The organism is Synechococcus sp. JA-2-3B'a(2-13), assembly GCF_000013225.1.
Taxonomy (GTDB): Bacteria; Cyanobacteriota; Cyanobacteriia; order Thermostichales; family Thermostichaceae; genus Thermostichus.
Genome location: NC_007776.1, coordinates 2,196,502 through 2,216,933, shown reverse-complemented (window position 1 = coordinate 2,216,933; position 20,432 = coordinate 2,196,502). Strand labels below are relative to the sequence as shown.

Sequence of the window (20,432 nt, the reverse complement as noted above, 5' to 3'; positions counted from 1 at the left end):
CTTTGGGTGGCTATTCCCGACTGGGGCGAGCGGGTCGCAATTCTCCAAACATGCTCTAAAAAAGGCAAATCAACTGTCTCAGGATTGAGCTTATGAATCCCAATTGAGATTGAAATATCTCCTCCAGAAAGGCATCCCCTGAGACTTGAGATCAAGACTCGTGCTGTATTGCCCGGGGGGGCAATCCGTATCCCTCTGTGGGCAACGGAGAATCGACGTTCTGGGTAGCAGAAAACATTTGGCTCGACCCAATGGATCCCCCTTAGCAATTGGGCGGAGAGGATGTCAATATCTTTGGAAGAGAACGGGGTTGAGGGTGGTTATGCAAGCGGTGATCTTGGCGGGTGGGAAAGGAACTCGTTTACGGCCCTTTACCTTTTTGCAGCCTAAGCCTTTGTTGCCCCTCCTGGATGTGCCCTTTTTGGAGTGGCTGATCGGGCGCTGCCGCCGAGCCGGCCTGACGGATATTTTGCTCAGCGTGGGTTATCTGGGCCAACAAATTGAGGCTGCTCTGGGAGATGGCGCTGCTTTGGGGGTGAAGCTCCGCTACATTCCCGAAGAGACGCCTTTGGATACGGCAGGAGCCTTGGTGCTGGCTCAGCCCTATTTCACCGGGGATCCCTTGGTGGTCTTCAATGCCGACATCCTCACGGATCTGGATTTGCAGGCGTTGATGCAATGTCATGTGCAGAGCAAGGCCATTGCCACCCTCACCCTCGCCCGCGTGGAAGATATCACCGCCTATGGCCTGGTGGAAGTTGGGGAAGGGGGCCAGATCCAATCTTTTCGGGAAAAACCCACCCCTGCAGAAGCCCTCACCCTCACCACCGACACGATCAACGCCGGCACCTATGTCTTGGATCCAGCCATTTTTAAAGACTACCCCAGTGGGGATCCCCTCAGCTTCGAGCGGCGTGTCTTCCCCGATTTGCTCAGGCAAGGGCACCGGCTGCAAGCTTATCTCCACACAGGCTACTGGCGGGATCTGGGCACGCCGGCCAGCTACTACCACGGCCAACTGGACATTCTCCTGGGTCGAATGACGGATTTTCCCCTGGAAGATGTGCAGCAACAGGCGCCGGGGATATGGGTGCACAAAACGGCTGAGATCCATCCCAGCGCTCAACTGCACGCCCCCTGCTACATCGGCGCCCACACCCGTTTGGGATCCCAAGCTCAGATTCCGGCAGGCACCATCCTCGGCAGCCACAGCTGGGTAAATGGATCCCTGCAGCCGGGAGCCTACGGGCCGAGAGTCCTGGTAGTGTAGGTTAAGTGCAAGTTAAGTTCACAACCATCTACGACAAAGCCATCAACAGATGGAGTTACCACAAACTGGGGAACGCTGGGATCCCTACCTTGCCTCTGTGGCTGCTCGCTTTAATCGGGAGCTGGAAATTCAACTGGGTCAGCCAGCTTGGCAACTTCCCCCAGACCTGGAGCAACTGCCTTTTTGGCAAGCCCAGCAGCGGGATCACCTGCAAGAGCGCCTCGGGATCCCCTTTTGGCAACTGCGTGCCCCCAAAAAACGGGAAGCCTGTTTGGATTTGGGCTGTGGGGTAAGCTTCCTGACCTATCCCTGGAACGATTGGCAAGCCTACTTTTACGGCCATGAGCTGAGCGGTGAGATTGTGCGCTTTATTCGCTCGCGGGCACCCCAGCTTAACTCCAAGCTGTTCAAGTCAATGCAACAGGGATCCGCCCACCATTTGGAAAACTACGAGTCGGAGCAATTTGATCTGGCCATTGCCACCGGATTTTTGTACTACTACCCGATTGAGTACTTCGACGCGGTTTGGGCAGAGTTGATGCGAGTGTTGCGACCGGCTGCACCTGTGATTATTGAAGTGGTCAATCCCGACTCGGTGTGGGCGGAACAATGGGGCCTCATCGAGCTATTCAAAGGCACCGAACCGATTTTCACCCCCCTAACGGAGTGGGAGCGGCGCATCGCAGCCTTGGGGGGCAAAATTCAGAAACAGGCCAGTGGCGAACTGTTCACCACCTATTGGATTCAGCGCAGACCGTGATCTGCTCACAACCGGGAAAGTATCGGAGCATTCGGAGTAGTGGGGTAACCTTTAAGGCTGGGTACTAAGATTAAAAATAAGATAAAGATTAAGATTAAGAAGTGTGATCCCGGACAGGGGATCCACCGTCATCCATGCAAGCTTCCTCTTCCACCTTCCTCTTGGTTGATGGCTACAACATCATCGGAGCTTGGCCCACCCTGAACCAGTTGGCGCGTCGCTCCCTGATGGAATTGGCCCGTCTGCGCTTGGTGGAATCTTTGGCCAACTATGTGGCCTTCCGGGGCTACCAGGCGACCGTGGTGTACGATGCCTACGCCCAACCCACTCCAGCCCGGCAAGAGCGCTCCCCTTCGGGTATCGAGATCCTGTATACCTCCTATGGCGAGACCGCCGACAGTTGCATTGAACGGCTGTGTGCTCAGCTGCAGAAGGATGGGTGTCGGGTAAGGGTGGCTACCTCCGATCGTGTCCAGCAATTGGTGATCGGTGGCTACAACGCCGAATGGGTCTCGGCAGAACAACTGTGGGATGAAGTGCAGCAGGCCCAGCAGCAGATCCGGCACCTCCAGCCAAAACGGCTATCGAGCAAGCGGGGCATTGATGCCTACTTGGATGCAGAAACCCTCTCACGCCTAAACCGCTGGCGGCTGTCCGGCCAAGATCCCATGCGCTAAATGCCATCGTAGGGAACGGTGGGAGCTCCATACCAAAGATGCTCTTCATCTGGCGAGGCAGTGGGCAACTGCTCCTGTGAAGGATCCGCCGGAGCCAGCTCCTGCTCATCTACCAACACCAGCACCCGCACAACTCGATTTTTGGGCAATTGTTCCTGCGCCCGCATGGGCAAAATCAGTTGACCTTGGCTGTCGGTACGGGCCCAGAACTCATGTGCTTTCATGCTGTTTCCCAAAATCATGAGCCAATGAAGGGATCCCCAGGCCGGATCTTAGTGAGGATGATGAATGACCCCAGAAAGCTCCATCTGTTCTTCGTATTCAGATGAGTCGGAGAGGCTGGCCCAGCTTTATAGTTATTTTGATTCAAACTAGGACACTCTAGGACACTGCGTCAGGGTTGTGGAGCAATAGCGTTGCGGAGCAATAATGCGCGGGGCTAGAGGGCTTGTCTCAGCAGCCCAGGCATCTCACCTAACCTGAAACGGCCATAAGCTCCCACAGCATCTCGGATAAGCTTGCCTCAACAAATCTCAAAAGCTGCTGGCAGGTAGTCAACCAAAGCGTAGCTTACCCCTTCCCTGGAGGCCCGACGTTCTATCAGCGCAACATCAAAACGGCAGGACAACTCGGAGAGGTGGGGATGCTGGCTCAAGAAGGCTTGGGCAGCCCGGATCAAGCGTCGCTGCTTGGGGATCCCAACCGCCAAAAGCCCGCCTCGATCCCAGCTACCGGGGCTACGGGTTTTCACCTCTACGAAAATCAGCACATCAGCTTTGTGGGCAACCAGATCCAGCTCGCCCCAAGGGCAGCGCCACCGCTGGGCCAGGATCTGCCAGCCCTGCTGACAGAGATATTGCCGCACCCAGCCCTCGCCGACGTTGCCTGTATTCTGGAGGGAAGCCCTTCTGGGCAAGGGATCCATAAAAAAATCACCAGCGCCCGGCTCTAATGAGCAGAGCCATTGCCGTGATACTTGTCGGTGTCGTAAAAGCCGTTGCGGGTGCCGAAGTAGAAACTTGCCAGAGAGAGGACAAGAGCAACCCCCACCAAGACTAACTTTGCATCCACGTGGTTTTCCCCTGATTTTCTCCTCAACCGTGATCATAATAGCCTGCCGCTCCTTCACAATCCTCTGGTAAGCGATGCGCGGCACTGATATCGGCCAAGGCACAGCAAGTCTTGGGGGATCCCATCGGAAATGAACTACTCCCACTGGGAGCTCAGCATGCTACCATTCAGACGGAAAGGGAGTAGTCAGGCGGCTTACCGCCCTCTGCATCGACATACTGGCTAAAAACAGCCCGGTGCAAGAGACAAAGCAAGCCCGGCAGGCTGCTTTGGTGACGAGACTTTCACTGAGTTCACGCGGAGGTGAGCTTGGTGAGTCCGTCTGACTTTCCCAGCCTTCACCTCTAGGTGTGAACCGATTCCACACACAAGAGAGGTTGGAGGCTAGAAAATGTGGGCCGGTTTTTTATCGAGTTTGCTGCTGGTGACGGTAGCGGAATTTGGGGACAAAACCTTTTTTACCCCCTTGATTTTGGCGATGCGCCACCCACGCCGCTGGGTTTTTCTGGGGACATGGCTGGCTTTAGCGATGATGAACCTGCTAGCGGTAGGAACCGGGCAAGTGCTTTTTAAGCTACTGCCACCCTTGGGCGTGCGGGTGCTATCGGCTGGGGTTTTCGCCGTTTTTGGCTTGAGAATGCTCTGGCAAGCGTGCAGAATGCCACCTCAACAGGCATTACCAGAAGAAGAGGAAGCCCTCAGACAAGTGATGCAGGCAGAAGCAAAAGGAGTTGGCCGCGGGGGGGTTAGGGCCATCGTCTGGGAAGCCTTTAGTTTGATCGCCCTAGCCGAGTTCGGGGATAAAACCCAGATTGCTACCGTTTCCCTAGCCGCCACCCATCCGGGATTCAGTGTCTGGGCGGGGGCAACCCTGGGTCATGGTCTGATGGTGGGGCTGGCGGTGGTGGGAGGTCGTTTTTTAGCAGCTCACATCTCTGAACGCGCCGTGCATTGGGTGGGGGGCGGCTTATTTCTGGTGTTTGCGTTGCTGACCGGTTGGGAGTTGGCAGGATGAGGGATCAGCTAGAAATCGCAGGAGCCCCGCACTGTACCCGTAGGGTCAGTGCCGGGAGGAATGCGCTTTGATGAAGTACAATGGACTTATGAGCCAAGTCCTGACCATATCCTGTAAGCTCAAGGTGTTCCCGTCACAAGCCGCCAAATTGGACGCGACGATGGATGTCTTTGTGCAGGCATTGAACTGGGTCAACCAGAACACGCCGGAGAAGATCGTCAACGCGGTCAAACTGCAATCCCTTTGCTACTACGAGATTCGAGCCCGGTTCGGCTTGTCCAGTAACTTGGCTCAACAGGTGTGCAGACGGGTGGCGGGCGCTCGCAAAGTGGCGAGACAGCGCAACCGTCCAGTTAAAGAGTTCAAGCGTAGGTTCGTTACCTACGATGCACGTATCTTCTCATTTCGCGAGAAAGACTGGACGGTGTCGCTGACCACGGTGAAAGGGCGAGAGCGCTTTGAACTAGCCATTGGCAACTACCAGCGTGGGATGCTGGCTGGTTCCAACCCAAAATCTGCCACCCTGGTCAAGCGGAAAGACGGCTCCTACTACATCCAGATTTGCGTAGAGAAAAACCCGCCCAAGCAACAAGATACCGACAGGGTGATCGGGGTGGACTTGGGCAGGACGGATATCGCCCATACGTCAGAGGGGGACAACTGGAATGGACAGCAGTTGAACCGAATCCGAGACCACTACTCCAAGCTGAGGGCGGCACTCCAACGCAAAGCCAGTAAGGGCACCCGCAGTTCGCGGCGCAGATGCCGTCAACTGTTGCAACGGCTGTCTGGCAAGGAGAGACGCTTTCAGGCGTGGGTCAATCATCGCATCTCCAAAGCTATTGTCTCTAGGGCAAAGGCGACAAATAGCGCTCTTGCTCTGGAAGACTTGACAGGGATTCGGGAAAGGGTCAATCAACAGCCACGCAGCAAGACAGAGCGTAGGCGGGCAAATAGTTGGGCGTTTTATCAACTCCGTCAATTTTTGGAGTACAAGGCTCTGCGTGCGGGGGTTGCTCTGATTCTTGTTCCGCCTGCCTACACGTCGCAGACCTGCCACCGGTGTTTGCACATTCATCCCGACCCTGCGCAATCCTATCGCAGTGGAAAGAAGTTTAAGTGTGGACACTGTGGATGGGAAGGGGATGCGGATTTGAATGGTGCAAACGTAATTGCGCTCTTGGGGGCTGCCGTAAACCAGCCTGGAGGTCCGGGCCTGTTTTGTTCTCTGGTAGGGCAGAGCAGGCTCAGGGCTACTGAAAGCCCGCTCCGTACCGCTTAGCGGTCGGAGTCGGGTAGTTTACCCAAATTCCTGTTCGATGATCCGCCATCGGGCAGTGATCACGCCTGGCTCTAGGCTGAGGCGGCTGACGACAAGTTCCAGGGCTTGGTCGTCGCGGGTCTGGGTGACTAGCTCTGCTTCGACTTTGACCAGATTGGGCTTGTCCTCCAGGTCTTCGCTGTAGAGGGCACGCAGTTTGAGATGGGTGGGAGCTATACCCTGCAGGAGCAAGGCGCGGATGTGGGCCTCTGCTTGGCTTTTGCAGATGAACGAACACTCATAGACCAGTTCCAGTTCTGTGCCTTTCAAAGGCTGCTGGTTGATGCGGTAGCCCAGTGGACGCAGCACAACGTTGGAGATCAACACAGCTGCGGCCCCAATGGCAGCTTGGGGAATGTACCCCGATCCGGCAAAGGCTCCCACCGCGGCTGCACACCAGATGGTGGCGGCAGTGTTCAGGCCACGGACGCTGGCTCCTTCCTTAAGAATCACGCCCCCGGCCAAAAAGCCAATCCCCGATACCACTTGGGCCGCAATACGGGTCGGGCTGCTTTCATCAGGGGTGAGAACCGAGAGCATGACAAACAAAGCTGCACCCGTGGCCACCAGGGTATTGGTGCGCAAGCCGGCCATGCGCTGCCGCCACTGTCGCTCCAGGCCAATGAGGGATCCCAGGACAAAGGCAACGGCCAAACGCAAGGTGAAGTCAATCCAGGTCATGCTCCGGTTCTCGTGAAAGGATAAAGTTTAGCCATCCTCATCTGGGATCCCAAGGGCAGTGGCTTCCTGTTGCAAGGTTTGCCAGAGGGCTTCCAGTTGAGCAAAGGCGGATTCTGGGGCCAGCTTACCACCTGTTTCTAAAGCACAGGTTATGCCCACCCGATAGGCATACTGCTGCAGCCGTGACCGAAATTGAGCAGCAGCCAAGGGAGATAGAACTTTCAAGGTCATGGCACACCTCCTAAATGTTTGCTGTAACCCTTCGTTGGTCAAAGGACACCTCGTAAAAGTGCTCTGCGCCGCCGTCGCGATGGCCTTGTGGCGAGACTCTGAAAGGCTGATTTCTCAAGAAGGGCTGGATTATTCGTTCCTGGAACGCGCTTTGCCGGTGAGGTGCCCCCTGGATCCAGCGCCGGCGCAGCCCTAGAGCTCCACTTCAACCCCGACTAGCCAAGCCACCAGGGTGAAATACACCCAGAGGCCGGTGAAGTCTTTAATGGTGGTGATAAAAGGATCCGCTCCCGGAGCGTGGTCAAAGCCCAGCTTTAACATCACCCAGGGCAAAATGGCGCCCAAGATAGCCCCCAAAGTGAGGACAATGGCCAGAGCCAAGCCCACCGCTAGACCCAATTGTGGGATCCCATTCGGTGCCCCCTGCCAGAAGTAGGCAATCACCCCAGCCGTGGCCCCCAGGATCGCACCGATAATGCCACCAATGCTGGCTTCCCGCAGCAAATAGGGGAGAAACTGCCGCACGTTGATGTGGCCCCAAGCCAAGCCACGGGCAAAGATGGTCGTAGATTGGGTGCCGACATTACCGCCCATATCCATGACCAAGGGGATGAAAATAGCCGCTGCCGTCACTGCTTGCAACACTTCCTCAAAGGTTTGGATCACTCCCCCCACCACCATGCCGCCAATCAAGGTGATGATTAAAAACGTGATGCGCAGGCGGACGGCATACCAACGGGAGCCTTTAACCAGGCGCTCGCTCCAAACCTTGTCTCGGCTGAGCAAGTTGCCCACCCCTGCTTGGGCCAGAGCAGCATCCGTAGCCTCTTCTTCCACCAAATTGATCACATCTTCAAAAGTGATGTCACCCACCAAGCGCCCTTCCGTATCCACCACCGGAATGGCCGGCAAGCCGGAATCTTTGAGCAAACGGGCTGCCTGGAGATCCCGGTCGGTAACCCGAGCAAAAATATCCGATCCCTCAATCAGCTCCCGAATGGGCAAATCCGGATCTGCTTTCACGAGGCGCACGGTGCGAACCAAACCTTTGTAGAACCGCTGATCGTCCACCACAAAAATCACATCCAGCTCATCGTCTCCCAGTTGAGAGTCCCGCACGCTGGCCAGAGCAGCCCCGACGGTGATGGTATCCCGTACCGACAAGTAGCGCAGGTTCATCAGCCGACCGGCACTGCGCTCTGGATAACCCAGCAAGATATTCACTGCTTCCCGAGCTTCTGGGCTGAGGTTGGCAATGAGGCGCTTGGTTACTTTGGCCGGCAACTCCTCAAACAGACGTACCCGCTCATCAGGTGGCAGAGCTTCTATGAGCTGGATCACTTCTGGGCTTTCCATGCTGCGAATGAGATCGGCCTGCTCTTCGGGCCGCAGATACTCAAACACTGCAATGGCTCTGTCTTTTTCCAGCAAGCGAAAAGCCAGTACCCGCTGCCGAGGTGAAATCTCCATCAACTGCTGCACCAGCTCGGCAATGGGAGCGCGGTTGGCCTCTCGCTTGGCGGCTTCCAAGGAAGCAGGGGTTAGGAGATCGCGAAGAACGTTGTGCCGCATGATAAACCTCCGAACGTTGGGGTCAGCCGGGATGAAGAGAACCAGGAGGTCAACAGCCAACCGGTGCTCCGAGGCTCACAGGGAAGCCCTGAAACCCTTGGATGGCCGCGCAGCAAGCCGTAGGTCTAGCGCCAGGCCTCCAAGCCCAGCTTGGATCGCAAGCGCCCAAGCCGATAAGAGGGACTCCAAGGGATCCCCAGGCCTGCGGAAACCCCAAAACCCACAACGGGAAAGTCAAGGGGAATCCCCTCGGAATTACTCCTGATCTCCCCTTTTCTGAACAGGGCTGCACAAACCCATTGCTCAGGTAAGGCTCTGCTCAGCTCATCTGTTCGTCGCCGACTGAGAGAGCCACCCAAGTCAAAAGCTAGCCGGGAAAACTCTCCCACCCCTTCGCGTTGGCGAAACGGGATCCTCTCAAGCGACGACAGAAGCTGTCAGCGGGGAAAAGGAAGACACCAGTGAGAGCCCAATCTTCAAGAACGTGCTCCTCGAAGACCATCCACTGGTGGCTGGCGCTACAACTACCGGAAGCGTCCATGCTGTTGAACGTTTTCCTCCAAAAAGGTTAACCGAAACAACCCGGACAGCCAGAAGAGGATCTCTTCAGCCCCCTTTAGGCTAGTTGCAGGAGTGGGATCCCGTCAACCCTTTTTCTCCAGCTCATCCGGTGAAAAATTGGTGGGGCAGCTGGAGGGGTAAGATCGGGGTGAGCAGCAATAGCCCCATTGTGGTTCCTCTCGTCTCGACATTGCCCTCAGCCTGACTCAGCAAAGTCTACATCTCGGTGGCTTGCGACCTTGAGCAACCCACGCCCTTCGCCGCCTCTGTTTTGTTAGTGGTTTTTGTTAGTGGTTTGTTGGTGGCCTTGCTTCAATGAGCTGCGCTTCCCATCTCCTACAGGTGCCGATGTCCTTGAGCTTATGGCCTCTCTTCCCCTCGTTGCCGTGATCTTGGGCACACGGCCCGAAGCCATTAAGCTGGCCCCGGTGATCCAAGCTCTGCGTGCCAGTCCCCATCTGCGCACCGAGCTGATCTTGACCGGACAACACCGGGAAATGGTGGATCAGGTGATGCGGCTATTCGGTCTGCAAGCGGATCGGGATCTGGCGATCATGCGCCCCCGCCAAAGCTTGACAGACATCACCGAAGCCACCTTGCGGGGCCTGGAACTCTACTTTCAAGAGCAACATCCTCAACTGGTTTTGGTGCAGGGAGATACCACCACCGCCTTTGCGGCTGCCTTGGCAGCTTTCTACCACCGCATCCCGGTTGGGCATGTGGAAGCCGGACTGCGCACCGATGATCTCTACAATCCTTTCCCCGAAGAGGCCAATCGCCGCCTGATCTCCCAGTTGGCCAGCCTGCACTTTGCCCCTACCCCCCAAGCCGTTGACAACCTGAAGCGAAGCCACGTGGTGGGATCCATCCATTGCACCGGCAACACTGTCATCGACGCCCTACTGCAGGTGGCCTCCCAAGGGATCCCCTGCCCCATTCCCGGGCTGGACTGGCAGCGCTACCGTGTCCTGCTGGTTACCTTGCACCGACGCGAAAATTGGGGGGATCCCCTAACCGCCATCGGCAAGGCTCTGCTGCAGATCTTGGCCGAGTTTCCCGATACCGCCCTTCTTTTGCCCCTCCATCCCAACCCCTTGGTGCGGGATCCCCTGCAAGCCCTGTTGGGATCCCATGAGCGGGCTTTTCTCACTGAGCCTCTGGACTATCCCCTCTGGGTGAGCGCCATGCAGCGCTGTACCCTCATCCTCAGCGACTCCGGCGGCATTCAAGAAGAGGCCCCTGCCCTGGGCAAACCGGTGCTGGTGCTGCGGCAGACCACCGAACGTCCTGAAGCGATTGCTGCCGGCACCGCCCGCCTGGTAGGCACACACCCCGAAAAGATCCTGAAGGCAGCCCGAGAATTGCTCACAGACCCACAAGCCTATGCCCGCATGGCCCAAGCCCAAAACCCCTTTGGCGATGGCACTGCCGCCCGGCAAATTCGCCACATCATCGAGCGGTGGTTTAACCCGCAAAGCCCTCGAGAAGAACAAAGTTAAGAATTAAAAGTTAAGAATTAAATAAGAATCAAAGATGTATAGGCCGTTACCGGGAAAACCGTTTCTTTACCTATTGCTCTCAATAAGACAATTAATCTCAATAAGACAATTAATTAAGATAGAAAGCCTGACTCCAATCCAATTGACCCCAGTCCAATCAAGAGCGAGGATGCAAACCATGAGCACGACTGCAACTGCCACCACCGTTGTCCGGGTGCCGATTGTGGATGCCACCCCAGAAAATGTGCAACCCTTCGGCCAACTTATAGGGGACGATGTGGCCAATCCTGGGCTGGGGATCCCCTTTTATCAGGGGCGTGTCCTGGAAGGACAGAACATCGACTTTCAATACACCGGCAGAGCCGTTATCCGTACGGCTAAGATCCTGCCCGGATATCCACCTGTGCTCTGGCTGGAGCGCCACATGCGTATGACCCAGTTGTTTGTCGGCCTGGGGCAAGAGCCGTTCATCATGGTGATGGCTCCTCCCAACCATCCCAAAGCAGCTCCCGATCTCGACAAAGTACAAGCCCTGCGATTCCCTGCCGGGCATGGGCTGCTGCTGCACCTCGGCACGTGGCACGATTTCCCCATTGCCTGCGAGCGCCCCGTTGTGGTGCTAACCGCCAACTCCGAAGAAGTGGTGGAAGCCCTGGCCAGCATGGAAGATGCCCACGAAATGAATCAGGGAGATGTATTCAAAATTTCCCTCCCCCAACGGCTAAAAGCGGAGATCCACCTAGAGCTGGTGTAAACTACCCGACATCAACCGCTAGGCGGTACGGAGCGGGCTTTTAGTAGCCCTGCAGTTGGCAAGCCAACCACGAGCCTCTGGGGTGGTTTACAGCACCCCCAATCGACCGTTACCAGTGCCTTAAACAACCGTTTCTGGTGTCCGCAGCATTATTATAGCATTCCTCCCGACATCGACCCTACGGGTACAGTGCGGGGCTCCTGCAATTTCTAGCTGAATGCAAGTCCGGATCCCTGAATCTCTACAGGATGCCAAAGCCTCAGTTCTACAAAGTGGCGCTCTATCAGCCTTTGGCTGGATAGGGAACTCTTCGCCTTAACTGGGCCTTAACTAGGGCCAGACTCTTGTACCGAAACCTCCCTTTGGACCCTTCTTCCCCTGCAAGGGTCTAAGTATTCGAGAACACCTATTCTTACACACAAAAGCTTCGAGACAAGTTCAGAGAGAAATGCCTCTAGGCAAGAAAGGCTACCTGAGATTCTGCCAACAGGCGTCTTTAGGAGGGCCGTATTCAGCGGGAAGATTCACAAACGTCGGCAGCGTTGGCATCTGGAGGGAGTTGCTCTATATTAAATCAGCTAGCATATTCGATATTTGCCAGAATTTAAGTTATTGTGAGAGCTGACATGCCATCCAATTGGTCAGACATCCATCCTCTCAATCCTGGGCAAGGGTTGGGTTCAGCCCAGTCTGCGCCTTCCCATTGGAATGAGCGCCACAGGGGAGAAGGCTCTCATGCCGAGTATGAGAGGAACGGATCTCAGACCAGAGCGGCGGATCGTCCAGAGGACTTCATGCCGAGCAATGCCGCAAAGATTAAGGTTGTAGGCGTGGGGGGTGGGGGTGGCAACGCGGTCAGTCGGATGGCGGCCAGTAACCTCGTGGGCGTCGAGTTTTGGAGCGTCAATACCGATGCGCAGGCCCTTGCCCAGTCCTCGACGGTGAACCGCTTGCAAATTGGGCAGAAGCTGACTCGAGGCTTGGGTGCAGGTGGTAACCCGGCCATTGGCCAGAAAGCTGCAGAGGAATCCAGCGAAGAAATATCGGCAGCCATCAAAGGGGCAGATCTGGTCTTCATTGCCGCCGGCATGGGGGGAGGCACGGGCACGGGTGGAGCACCCGTCATCGCCCAAATTGCCAAAGCCAGTGGTGCCCTGACGGTGGGAGTGGTGACACGGCCTTTTTCCTTTGAGGGCAAACGCCGCAGCAAGCAGGCCGAGGAAGGGATCCAAGCGCTGCGGGAGGCAGTTGATACCCTGATTGTAATTCCCAATGACAAGTTGCTTTCGGTGATCTCCGAGCAAACCCCTGTCCAAGAGGCTTTTCGCGTTGCTGATGATGTGCTGCGGCAGGGGGTGCAGGGCATCTCGGATATCATTCTCATTCCCGGCATGATCAACGTGGATTTTGCCGATGTGCGCAGCGTGATGGCCGATGCCGGCTCTGCCTTGATGGGGATTGGCATGGGATCCGGCAAGTCCCGCGCCCGCGAAGCCGCCATTACCGCTGTATCTTCGCCGCTTTTGGAAACCTCCATCGAAGGGGCTAAAGGTGTCCTCTTCAACATTACCGGTGGGCCGGATTTGTCCTTGCATGAGGTCACGGTGGCTGCCGAGATCATCGCCGAGGCAGTGGATCCCGAGGCCAACATCATCTTCGGCACCGTCCAAGACGAGCGCATGCAGGGGGAAGTGCGCATCACGGTCATCGCCACCGGTTTCCAAGAGAAAGCCCGTCCAGCCGCCATCCCTGCTGCAACCAAAGTTTCTGCCTCCAACAGGTCGGGGGTTCCCAAGCCCACTCCCACGGGCTCTGGGCTGCCGCCTCGACAGCCTCCGGAGCCTGAGCCGCCGATGTCTGGAGGCTTAGATATTCCCGAGTTCTTGCGCCGCCGACGGCCCCCTTCGTAGGGTAGGGTGAAGGTATGCTGGTATCTTGGTGCCGGTTGTTGAGGGTGGGGAGTGCTTTGGGGTTAGGCCATGAACATTGTTGTCTTGGCGGGGGGGCGTTCGGCAGAACGTCAAGTCTCTTGGGTAACGGGTAAAGCCTGCAAACGGGCTTTGGAGGACCTGGGCCATCGGGTCAAGGTAATCGACCCAGATGAGGATCTGCCTCTGCGCCTTTGGCAGGAACGGCAAGCCGGCTGCGACTTCGTTTGGATTGCCTTGCATGGCCCTGGTGGCGAGGATGGGGTGGTACAGGGAATGCTGGACTGGCTGGGCCTGCCCTACCAGGGATCCGGGCCGCTGGCCAGTGCTCTGGCCATGGATAAGCTGGTCTCCAAGCAGATCTTTCGCGCCGCGGGGATCCCTACCCCCGATTGGCAGGTTTGGGATGACCAAAACCCCCTCACTTGGGCCGACTGTGCGGCAGAGTTGGGATCCCCACTGGTGATTAAGCCCAGCAACAACGGCTCGACGGTGGGCATCAGCATTGTCCGGGATGAGAGGTCATTTGCTCAGGGGCTGGAGTTGGCCCGCTCGGTCTCGTCGCGGATTTTTCTGGAGCGCTATGTTCCCGGAAAGGAGATCACCCTCTCGATCTTGTCCGGCCAAGTTCTTCCGGCCATTGAGATCATCCCCGCCCAAGGCGACTTCTACGACTACGAAGCCAAGTACGCACCCGGTGGCTCGCGGCATTTGATCCCCTGTTCCCTCAGCCCGGCAGGGTTGGCCCGCTGTGAGGCGGCAGGTCTGAAGGCCTACCAGGCGTTGGGGTGCGAAGGCTTGGCGCGGGTGGATCTGCGGGTGGATCCCGAGGAAAATCCTTGGGTGTTGGAGGTGAATACACTGCCCGGCATGACCCCCACTTCCCTCTGTCCCGATGCGGCGGCAGCTCTGGGGTGGACGTTCACCGAGTTGGTGGAGCGAATGCTGCAGGATGCCTTGCAAAAAGCCCAATTGACCGGATCCCGGCATCCTCAAAGTTCATCGGCGACTCTCGGCAACGCTCCCTGAGGCTTTTCCCAAGACAAGAACAAGAACCTTTACCCAGCTCTTTCAGAGAAGGGCAACCAGCAAAAGAATCACCCCAATTCCAACAATCAGTACAGCTCCCCCCAGCCACACCCAGGAGATGCGGGACCTGCTGCCTATGTCGGTTTTCCCGACAGGATTCTCCGGCGCAGGTTCAGGCTTTGAGTTGACCGAATCCGGGGCAACAACTGTTAGATCCTGCAACAAGAAGTCGCCTTTTTTTTCCAACAGAACTGTGGTTTCTTCTGAGGCCAGCAGCGGGTTCAACAAGGGGGCCGTTTGCTCCCACTCGTATTCAGAATGTCCCGACTCACGCCCGTACACCGTGACCTGCTCCAAGCCGGGCAAGCCCAACACTCTGAGCTCCGCCTGCACCCGTTCCATGAGATGGGGGTAGTCCACTCGGGCCGAGGAGGATCGATTCAGAAGAACATGCAGATGACCTTGGCGGCGTTTGACCGCAATTCTGACCGGGGCAGCCAACCGAGCCTGCAACGCTTGGGCAATCTCAGCTTCGGTCATGGTGCAGCATCCAAGGTGTGCGGGCTAATTCTAATACAATCCTAGAGCAACCGTGCAGAGGGCTACGGGGGCTCGGGGTAGAATGAGATGCGCATGGGCGAAGAAATGCCGGGTCTCGACAGAGCAGGGCGTTCCTCTTTTCTCTCGCCGGATCCCTAGCTGGAAGTTCTATGCAAGAGAAAACCATTGTCCGCGATTACTTCAACTCCGTTGGCTTCGAGCGCTGGCGGCGCATTTATGGTGAAGAAGAAGTCAATTTCGTCCAAAAAGACATCCGCCTTGGCCATGCTCGCACAGTAGAGACGGTGTTGCAGTGGTTGGGGGATCCCTCGGGTTTACGCATTTGTGATGCCGGATGCGGGGTGGGCAGCCTCAGTTTGCCCTTGGCCACCAGAGGGGCGCAGGTGTTCGCCAGCGACATCTCGGAACAAATGGTGAACGAAGCACGCCGCCGCCAGCAAATGGAGTTGGGATCCACAGACAACCCACACTTTTGGGTCTCGGATCTGGAGGAATTGACGGGGGAATACGATGTCGTCATCTGCCTCGATGTGATGATCCACTACCCTGAAGCCGAGGCCCTGCGCATGCTAAAACACCTGACCTGCCTGGCCCAGTCCCGCCTGATCTTCAGTTTCGCTCCCAAAACCCCCTGGCTGACGCTGCTGAAGAAAGTGGGAGAGTTCTTCCCCGGCCCCAGCAAAACCACCCGCGCCTATCAACACCGAGAGGCGACCTTGGTGAGCCAATTAACCGAATGGGGCTGGAAAGTGCAGCAGCGACAAACCATTCGCAGCCGCTTCTACTTTGCTTGGCTCCTCGATCTGGTTCGGTGACACTCGATCTGGTTCGTTAAACGGGAATGAAACATTTTCGTCTAGCTCCCCTCTCCCTCTGGCAGCGAGGCTGGGAGTAGGGGCAGCAGCGTGGAATGCTTGGGGAGTGTCTCAATCTAGTTTAAAAATGACTATAACGATCAGCTGAGGTTATCCAGTTGCTCCAGCAAATCGGGATCTGCCAGCTTTTGTAGGGCAAGCCGCGCGTCATCCCGAACCCCCCAATCGGGATCGTGGCGGGCGCTGGTCAGCAACTGCCTTGTTAGCATTGCGTAAACGGCGGGATCCTCGAGAGCCAGTTTCACCTGTTGCCCCAGGATCCCTAAGCTCCAGGCACAGTTGCCGCGTACCGCCGCGATTGGATCTTGAGCCAAGCCCCGGCAGAGAGCTGCGACCACCTCATCCAATGCCGGGCCGGGCAACGCCTGCGCCTGAGCCAATTGTCCGAGGGCACTGGCAGCCCACAATCGCACTGCCGCGATATCCCCGGCCAACACTTCCAGCAACACCGGGTAGGCGCGCGGATCCTTGGCATTGCCCAACGCCCACACCAAACCTTTGCGCACATAGCCGTTCCAATCCCAGCGCAAGCCCTCGATCAGCACCTCCACCTCAGCGGGATCCGGATTCCGACCTAGGGCATAGGCTGCTCCCACCCGCACCAACGGGCAGGGATCCCGGACTAGGGCCAGCAGGGGTTTAACGGCGCGGGGTTCTTCGATCTCACAGAAGGCGCGGGCCGCCTGCATCCGCAAATAGGGATCCGGATCCTGCAACTGCTGCAGCATCAGCTCCACATCCACCTCCGGCGGTGAGTGAGGTGGCAGCTCGTCTAGGGGCTCAAGGGGGGAAAAAGCGTCTTCTTGCATGAAAGGGTGCCCAGGTGTTGGCGGAGGGGACGGGGGCAAAACTTGCCCTTCCCCAAGGCAAAAGCCAGAGCCACAACAACCAAACCAGCAGCAGAGTTGCTGCCCATCATAAACTGCCGGGATCCTCCATCTGATCTGCTCTTTCCGGTTGGGATCCCGGCACCCTAAGCAAGTCCGCTCCTTCCAACACCCGCGCCGAGCGGATCACATCTCCCACCTGGATGCGCTCCACCCACTCCATCCCCTCGGTGACGTAGCCGAACACGGCATAGCGCCCGTCCAAAATCGGCAGAGCAGAGAGGGTGATGTAAAACTGGGAAGAGGCTGAGTCAAGTGGGCTAGAACGGGCCATGGCCACCGCCCCCAAACGATGGGGCAAGAGCAACTTACTCAGAGCAGCGGGATCCTGGATCAAGGTGTTGTAGCGGGGGTAGGGTTCCCCACGCAGCTGAATTTCCAGGGGGATGGTGCGCAGGCGGTTGCTCCCCGGCTCTGTTGCACCCCCTGTACCGTCACCACGGGGATCCCCACCCTGCACCACAAAAGGCTGCGGATCCTTTTCCACCCGATGGAAGGTGAGGCCATTGTAAAAGCCCCGCTGAACCAAATCCACGAACTGGCCGCCGGTCAGGGGTGCCGCTTCCCCGTGGATCGCCAAGATCACCTTGCCTACCCCCTCAGCAGTTTGCACCTCCATCTCCACCACTGCCTTCCCTTGCAGTTGCGGGCGGCTAGCATAGGCCGCCGGGATCCCAGAGGGGGATTCTGAGAGGGGGGGTGTACTGCGACAAGCCAACAGCCCGAGACAGAGGTATCCCAGAACTAAGCCCACTCCCACTCTGCAGCGGCTCATTCGCCCCAGCTTGGCGAATTTCATCTGCCCCTTCTCCTTCAATCGAATCTCCCACCCTCCAGGCGCTGCTCAACCCAGCAGGGATCCCTATCCAGGTGATTCAGATCCGCTGCGACAGCCCCAACTGCAAGGTAACGCTTTGAGCGCCATTGCTCACCCTCACGCCGTAGGGGCTGATGGCGGTAACCCGCCACTCTGCTTTTACCGCATGGCCAACAGCCACCTGCCGCACCACGTTGTCGATCAAAATCAGAGCCTTGGGGGCACCTGGATCGTGGATCAATCCCACCAGCTTCATCTGCGGCAGAGGCTGGGGTGGGATCCGCGCTGGCACCGGAGGCGCAGGTACCCTGGGGGGAGAGGGAAGACCAGCCCCTCTTGAAGCAAGAGGAGCGGCAACAGTCGGCGGTTTTGCCGGTTCGACCAAGACAGCCTTTGCAGAATCCTCAGGTGGAGCTTTGGGGTTTTCATCCACATCAGCAGCAGTGGGAAGCAAGGGCTCCTGGTGAGCATCGGAATGGGAAGAATTGGGTGCCTCAGCCAAGGGATCCCGAGTGGCCTGCGAAAAAACCACCGCCCGCGGGCGCAGGGTCATCCAAAAAGCCAGCCCTGCCACCAAGGTAGCGGCCAAAGCCATACCCAGCAGTAATCCTCCGGCAGCAGAGAAGCGCCGGGAAGGCAGTGGGGGCCGTGTGCCGAGGTAAGGATATTCGCCGGCTTCTGACAGCCCCTCTTCCAAGCTGTTCTCCAAATCCTCGAACAGCTCATCCAACAGAGAATCTGCCTGCTTGACTTGGCCAGACCATGCCCAAGGGGAACGACGGCCTCTGCCCGCTGAAGCATCTAACCCGGACATACAACCTCCCTAGCCTGAGCGGCGGGGATCCCGAGGAGTTGAGACACTCAGCCAACAGTTGCCGTCTATCGCCCAAAGGCTCTCAAAGGAGCCGCATTTCCGGGTACTCGGTCAACAGCGCCTCTGCCGACAGGGTGTCTCCCTCCAACTGCGGCGTCCACAGCACTTCGATGGCCACAATCCGATCTGCCGGAATCGAAGCCAGCTGCAACAGGCACTGCCGCAGATCCGCCATGGAGTTAACTACAGGTAGTGTACCCAAGTTACCACGATACGCAACCAGTAGAGTTACCAGCAGGTACTCGCCAACATCTGGGATCCCAGCAGCAGATCGCTGCAGCGCCGCTTGGGAGACTTGTTGGATCTGGTTGTTGCGGTTGCTGAGGCTTTCGACGCTGAACTTGCTCCGTTCTTGTAAAGAGGCTTGATAGAACAGGGATTCGGCGCGGGAGAGGGGCAGCTTCTCCGCTTGGGCATGGCCATAGGCCCAGTAGTCGCTGTAGCGCATCAAGCCAAGGGTGACCTCTTGCAACAGTTGGCTCAGCCCTTCTGGCGACTGAGTATCCGCCTCCAGAGCCAGGGCGTTCATGTCTTTTTGCAGTTGCCGGGCGCTGGCCAGCAGTCCCACTTTTACCTGCGCAACAGTTACCTGGGGATCGCGAACCCCAATGCTATCGTCCCCTTCTTCGGATCTGATCCCCGAGCGCAGCGTCTGCACCAAAAAGCTACCTGCCCCAACCAAGAGCAGCAGCGTCAGCAGGCCGCCACCCCCCCCTCCCCAGAAAAAGGGCACCAGCAGCGGAAAACCAAAGCCGCCTCCATAGCTGGGGTAGACAGGAGCTGAGTAGTGCGGGCCAATCGAGCGGGGGGCAGAGAACGTCGGAGACCGGAAAGATCCGCCGCCAATGCGACCGCCACTGCGTGCCCAAACAGCGCCTATGGGAGCCAGGGCCAAGGTCAAGGCCAGGGCAATGGCCAGCAGAGGCCGGCAGACGCGACCGATTCGTTTCAGCATGATCACAATGTTTTCGTCCATCACGGGGCTAGTCTTTCTTAATTCTACGCTTTCTCGTTGGCAGGAATAGGGGCGGAAACCGATCCCCCACCCGGCCATCTCACTTGTTCAATTCTTCTGTGTTGATTCTTTGTGTACTGAGCCGGCCAATGACCGTCAACCAATCGAGGCAGAGCCATGCTACGGTCTGGAAGGTTGCCAGGAGGAGGGCAAACAACAGCAATGCAAACTCAGGCTAACGTCCAAGCCGAGGAAAGAGAGCGGGCATCTTCTCCACCCCGTGCCCAGATTCGGCTGTTGGTGGTGGATATCGATGGCACGATTGCCGGGCCTTCCAACCAGGTTTCAGAGCCGGTTCGGGAGGCCATTCAGAAGGCCAAAGCAGCAGGGGTGCGAGTAGCCATCGCTACGGGTCGCATGCATCGTTCTGCCGAGCGGTTCCACTACGCGATTGGGGCCGATATGCCCCTATGCAGCTACCAGGGGGCTTTAATTCGGGATCCCGATAGCCAAAAGACCCTAAAGCACTGGAGCCTGGACTGGCCGCTGGCCGAGGAGTTGTTGCAAGCGTTGCAGGATCAGCCGGTGGGGGTTCACCTCTACATCGATGACCAGCTCTACTTACGGGAGCTGAGCCCTCTCAGTCAGGCCTATGCTGAGCGCTCTCAGGTGCCGTTCCAGATGTTCTCTTCCGCCCAATACGGACGAAGCCCCACCAAGATCCTGGCTGTTTCTGAGGATACCGAGTTCCTGCAGGAATTGCAGGGATCCCTGCGGCGGCGGTATTCCCCTGAGCAGCTCTATCTCACCCGTTCGGAGCCGATTTTTCTCGAGGCTACCCATCCGGCGGTGAACAAGGGCAATGCCGTTCGTTTTTTGGCGGAGGAAATGCTGGGGTTGTCGGCGGAGCAGGTGATGGCCATTGGCGATGGCGACAACGACATTGAGATGATTCAATACGCCGGGATCGGGGTGGCGATGGGAAATGCCTCGCCAGCTCTCTTGCCCCATGCCGATTGGATTGCCCCTCCTGTGGCAGAAGACGGGGTGGCGGCAGCCATCGAGACCTTCATCCTCAGCTAGGCAGGGATCCC

The 20,432-nt window shown here is 57.5% G+C and carries 22 protein-coding genes; 11 read left to right on the top strand and 11 right to left on the bottom strand.

Translation table 11 applies throughout. From position 1 onward, the window contains the following. The first annotated feature begins 322 nt into the window (after nucleotides 1-322). The 3 genes from CYB_RS10115 (at nucleotide 323) to CYB_RS10105 (ending at nucleotide 2,707) form a co-directional block, all read left to right on the top strand. A complete protein-coding gene (locus CYB_RS10115; protein ID WP_011433704.1) occupies nucleotides 323-1,270 on the top strand; it encodes a nucleotidyltransferase family protein in 948 nt (315 codons plus the stop codon). A 49-nt stretch (nucleotides 1,271-1,319) separates the two neighbouring features. Further along, nucleotides 1,320-2,030 (top strand): class I SAM-dependent methyltransferase, encoded by a 711-nt coding sequence (locus tag CYB_RS10110; RefSeq protein WP_041436656.1) that lies wholly within the window; start codon nucleotides 1,320-1,322, stop codon nucleotides 2,028-2,030. Between the two features lie 134 nt (nucleotides 2,031-2,164). Further along, nucleotides 2,165-2,707: an NYN domain-containing protein gene (locus CYB_RS10105; RefSeq protein WP_011433702.1), complete on the top strand. Its 543-nt coding sequence runs from the start codon at nucleotides 2,165-2,167 to the stop codon at nucleotides 2,705-2,707. On the opposite strand, the gene CYB_RS10100 is transcribed toward CYB_RS10105, so the two are convergent. The 3 genes from CYB_RS10100 to CYB_RS15535 all read right to left on the bottom strand — a co-directional run bounded on the left by CYB_RS10100 (nucleotide 2,704) and on the right by CYB_RS15535 (nucleotide 3,778). After that, nucleotides 2,704-2,931 carry a hypothetical protein gene (locus CYB_RS10100; RefSeq protein WP_238376759.1) on the bottom strand — a complete coding sequence of 76 codons (228 nt, stop codon included), beginning with the start codon at nucleotides 2,929-2,931 and terminating at the stop codon, nucleotides 2,704-2,706. The genes CYB_RS10105 and CYB_RS10100 overlap by 4 nt on opposite strands. A gap of 299 nt (nucleotides 2,932-3,230) precedes the next feature. Further along, nucleotides 3,231-3,632, bottom strand: coding sequence for a YraN family protein (locus CYB_RS10095; RefSeq protein ID WP_011433700.1), 402 nt, complete (start codon nucleotides 3,630-3,632; stop codon nucleotides 3,231-3,233). Between the two features lie 23 nt (nucleotides 3,633-3,655). Beyond that, on the bottom strand, nucleotides 3,656-3,778 hold the full coding sequence (locus CYB_RS15535; protein WP_011429573.1) for a hypothetical protein: 123 nt from the start codon (nucleotides 3,776-3,778) through the stop codon (nucleotides 3,656-3,658). A 391-nt stretch (nucleotides 3,779-4,169) separates the two neighbouring features. On the opposite strand from CYB_RS15535, the gene CYB_RS10090 reads away from it, so the two are divergent. Further along, the gene (locus CYB_RS10090) at nucleotides 4,170-4,793 is read left to right on the top strand and encodes a TMEM165/GDT1 family protein (RefSeq protein WP_011433699.1); all 624 of its coding nucleotides are present in this window, start codon (nucleotides 4,170-4,172) and stop codon (nucleotides 4,791-4,793) included. An 88-nt stretch (nucleotides 4,794-4,881) separates the two neighbouring features. Continuing rightward, a complete protein-coding gene (locus CYB_RS10085; RefSeq protein ID WP_011433698.1) occupies nucleotides 4,882-6,075 on the top strand; it encodes an RNA-guided endonuclease InsQ/TnpB family protein in 1,194 nt (397 codons plus the stop codon). Between the two features lie 18 nt (nucleotides 6,076-6,093). Here the strand turns inward: CYB_RS10085 and CYB_RS10080 are convergent, their stop codons facing one another. The 3 genes from CYB_RS10080 to mgtE form a co-directional block, all read right to left on the bottom strand. After that, nucleotides 6,094-6,795, bottom strand: a complete 702-nt coding sequence (locus tag CYB_RS10080) for an MgtC/SapB family protein (protein WP_011433697.1) — start codon at nucleotides 6,793-6,795, stop codon at nucleotides 6,094-6,096. Between the two features lie 27 nt (nucleotides 6,796-6,822). Further along, a complete protein-coding gene (locus CYB_RS10075) occupies nucleotides 6,823-7,026 on the bottom strand; it encodes a DUF7219 family protein (protein ID WP_238376758.1) in 204 nt (67 codons plus the stop codon). Nucleotides 7,027-7,218: 192 nt separating this feature from the next. Beyond that, nucleotides 7,219-8,598 (bottom strand): magnesium transporter, encoded by a 1,380-nt coding sequence (gene mgtE, locus CYB_RS10070; RefSeq protein ID WP_041436654.1) that lies wholly within the window; start codon nucleotides 8,596-8,598, stop codon nucleotides 7,219-7,221. A gap of 923 nt (nucleotides 8,599-9,521) precedes the next feature. Here mgtE and wecB point away from each other — a divergent pair. From wecB to CYB_RS10045, 4 genes are all read left to right on the top strand, one after another. Then, complete coding sequence (gene wecB, locus CYB_RS10060; RefSeq protein ID WP_011433693.1) at nucleotides 9,522-10,658, top strand: non-hydrolyzing UDP-N-acetylglucosamine 2-epimerase; 1,137 nt, start codon at nucleotides 9,522-9,524, stop codon at nucleotides 10,656-10,658. Nucleotides 10,659-10,836: 178 nt separating this feature from the next. Beyond that, the gene (locus CYB_RS10055) at nucleotides 10,837-11,412 is read left to right on the top strand and encodes an ureidoglycolate lyase (RefSeq protein ID WP_041437468.1); all 576 of its coding nucleotides are present in this window, start codon (nucleotides 10,837-10,839) and stop codon (nucleotides 11,410-11,412) included. Nucleotides 11,413-12,206: 794 nt separating this feature from the next. Beyond that, complete coding sequence (gene ftsZ, locus CYB_RS10050) at nucleotides 12,207-13,322, top strand: cell division protein FtsZ (RefSeq protein ID WP_011433691.1); 1,116 nt, start codon at nucleotides 12,207-12,209, stop codon at nucleotides 13,320-13,322. A gap of 69 nt (nucleotides 13,323-13,391) precedes the next feature. Beyond that, nucleotides 13,392-14,369 (top strand): D-alanine--D-alanine ligase family protein, encoded by a 978-nt coding sequence (locus tag CYB_RS10045; protein WP_011433690.1) that lies wholly within the window; start codon nucleotides 13,392-13,394, stop codon nucleotides 14,367-14,369. 42 nt (nucleotides 14,370-14,411) lie between these two features. Here the strand turns inward: CYB_RS10045 and CYB_RS10040 are convergent, their stop codons facing one another. Beyond that, the gene (locus CYB_RS10040) at nucleotides 14,412-14,909 is read right to left on the bottom strand and encodes a hypothetical protein (RefSeq protein WP_011433689.1); all 498 of its coding nucleotides are present in this window, start codon (nucleotides 14,907-14,909) and stop codon (nucleotides 14,412-14,414) included. Nucleotides 14,910-15,079: 170 nt separating this feature from the next. Between CYB_RS10040 and bchM the strand changes: the two genes are divergently transcribed. Continuing rightward, nucleotides 15,080-15,745, top strand: coding sequence for a magnesium protoporphyrin IX methyltransferase (bchM, locus tag CYB_RS10035; protein ID WP_011433688.1), 666 nt, complete (start codon nucleotides 15,080-15,082; stop codon nucleotides 15,743-15,745). 140 nt (nucleotides 15,746-15,885) lie between these two features. Here bchM and CYB_RS10030 read toward each other — a convergent pair whose 3' ends face one another. From CYB_RS10030 to CYB_RS10015, 4 genes are all read right to left on the bottom strand, one after another. Beyond that, on the bottom strand, nucleotides 15,886-16,614 hold the full coding sequence (locus CYB_RS10030; RefSeq protein ID WP_011433687.1) for a HEAT repeat domain-containing protein: 729 nt from the start codon (nucleotides 16,612-16,614) through the stop codon (nucleotides 15,886-15,888). A 106-nt stretch (nucleotides 16,615-16,720) separates the two neighbouring features. After that, entirely contained in the window at nucleotides 16,721-17,491 is a 771-nt protein-coding gene (locus tag CYB_RS10025) for a peptidylprolyl isomerase (protein WP_011433685.1), read from the bottom strand. Nucleotides 17,492-17,567: 76 nt separating this feature from the next. Beyond that, nucleotides 17,568-18,323, bottom strand: a complete 756-nt coding sequence (locus CYB_RS10020) for a hypothetical protein (protein WP_011433684.1) — start codon at nucleotides 18,321-18,323, stop codon at nucleotides 17,568-17,570. Between the two features lie 82 nt (nucleotides 18,324-18,405). After that, nucleotides 18,406-19,359, bottom strand: coding sequence for a DUF1517 domain-containing protein (locus CYB_RS10015; RefSeq protein WP_238376757.1), 954 nt, complete (start codon nucleotides 19,357-19,359; stop codon nucleotides 18,406-18,408). A 201-nt stretch (nucleotides 19,360-19,560) separates the two neighbouring features. Between CYB_RS10015 and CYB_RS10010 the strand changes: the two genes are divergently transcribed. Next, on the top strand, nucleotides 19,561-20,421 hold the full coding sequence (locus CYB_RS10010; RefSeq protein WP_011433682.1) for a Cof-type HAD-IIB family hydrolase: 861 nt from the start codon (nucleotides 19,561-19,563) through the stop codon (nucleotides 20,419-20,421). Nucleotides 20,422-20,432 lie beyond the last annotated feature (11 nt).

Coding starts and splice junctions, on each gene's coding strand:
- CYB_RS10115 (WP_011433704.1), top strand. CDS start 323: ATGCAAGCGGTGATCTTGGCGGGTGGGAAAGGAACTCGTTTACGGCCC.
- CYB_RS10110 (WP_041436656.1), top strand. CDS start 1,320: ATGGAGTTACCACAAACTGGGGAACGCTGGGATCCCTACCTTGCCTCT.
- CYB_RS10105 (WP_011433702.1), top strand. CDS start 2,165: ATGCAAGCTTCCTCTTCCACCTTCCTCTTGGTTGATGGCTACAACATC.
- CYB_RS10100 (WP_238376759.1), bottom strand. CDS start 2,931: ATGAAAGCACATGAGTTCTGGGCCCGTACCGACAGCCAAGGTCAACTG.
- CYB_RS10095 (WP_011433700.1), bottom strand. CDS start 3,632: ATGGATCCCTTGCCCAGAAGGGCTTCCCTCCAGAATACAGGCAACGTC.
- CYB_RS10090 (WP_011433699.1), top strand. CDS start 4,170: ATGTGGGCCGGTTTTTTATCGAGTTTGCTGCTGGTGACGGTAGCGGAA.
- CYB_RS10085 (WP_011433698.1), top strand. CDS start 4,882: ATGAGCCAAGTCCTGACCATATCCTGTAAGCTCAAGGTGTTCCCGTCA.
- CYB_RS10080 (WP_011433697.1), bottom strand. CDS start 6,795: ATGACCTGGATTGACTTCACCTTGCGTTTGGCCGTTGCCTTTGTCCTG.
- CYB_RS10075 (WP_238376758.1), bottom strand. CDS start 7,026: ATGACCTTGAAAGTTCTATCTCCCTTGGCTGCTGCTCAATTTCGGTCA.
- mgtE (WP_041436654.1), bottom strand. CDS start 8,598: ATGCGGCACAACGTTCTTCGCGATCTCCTAACCCCTGCTTCCTTGGAA.
- wecB (WP_011433693.1), top strand. CDS start 9,522: ATGGCCTCTCTTCCCCTCGTTGCCGTGATCTTGGGCACACGGCCCGAA.
- CYB_RS10055 (WP_041437468.1), top strand. CDS start 10,837: ATGAGCACGACTGCAACTGCCACCACCGTTGTCCGGGTGCCGATTGTG.
- ftsZ (WP_011433691.1), top strand. CDS start 12,207: ATGCCGAGCAATGCCGCAAAGATTAAGGTTGTAGGCGTGGGGGGTGGG.
- CYB_RS10045 (WP_011433690.1), top strand. CDS start 13,392: ATGAACATTGTTGTCTTGGCGGGGGGGCGTTCGGCAGAACGTCAAGTC.
- CYB_RS10040 (WP_011433689.1), bottom strand. CDS start 14,909: ATGACCGAAGCTGAGATTGCCCAAGCGTTGCAGGCTCGGTTGGCTGCC.
- bchM (WP_011433688.1), top strand. CDS start 15,080: ATGCAAGAGAAAACCATTGTCCGCGATTACTTCAACTCCGTTGGCTTC.
- CYB_RS10030 (WP_011433687.1), bottom strand. CDS start 16,614: ATGCAAGAAGACGCTTTTTCCCCCCTTGAGCCCCTAGACGAGCTGCCA.
- CYB_RS10025 (WP_011433685.1), bottom strand. CDS start 17,491: ATGAAATTCGCCAAGCTGGGGCGAATGAGCCGCTGCAGAGTGGGAGTG.
- CYB_RS10020 (WP_011433684.1), bottom strand. CDS start 18,323: ATGTCCGGGTTAGATGCTTCAGCGGGCAGAGGCCGTCGTTCCCCTTGG.
- CYB_RS10015 (WP_238376757.1), bottom strand. CDS start 19,359: ATGGACGAAAACATTGTGATCATGCTGAAACGAATCGGTCGCGTCTGC.
- CYB_RS10010 (WP_011433682.1), top strand. CDS start 19,561: ATGCAAACTCAGGCTAACGTCCAAGCCGAGGAAAGAGAGCGGGCATCT.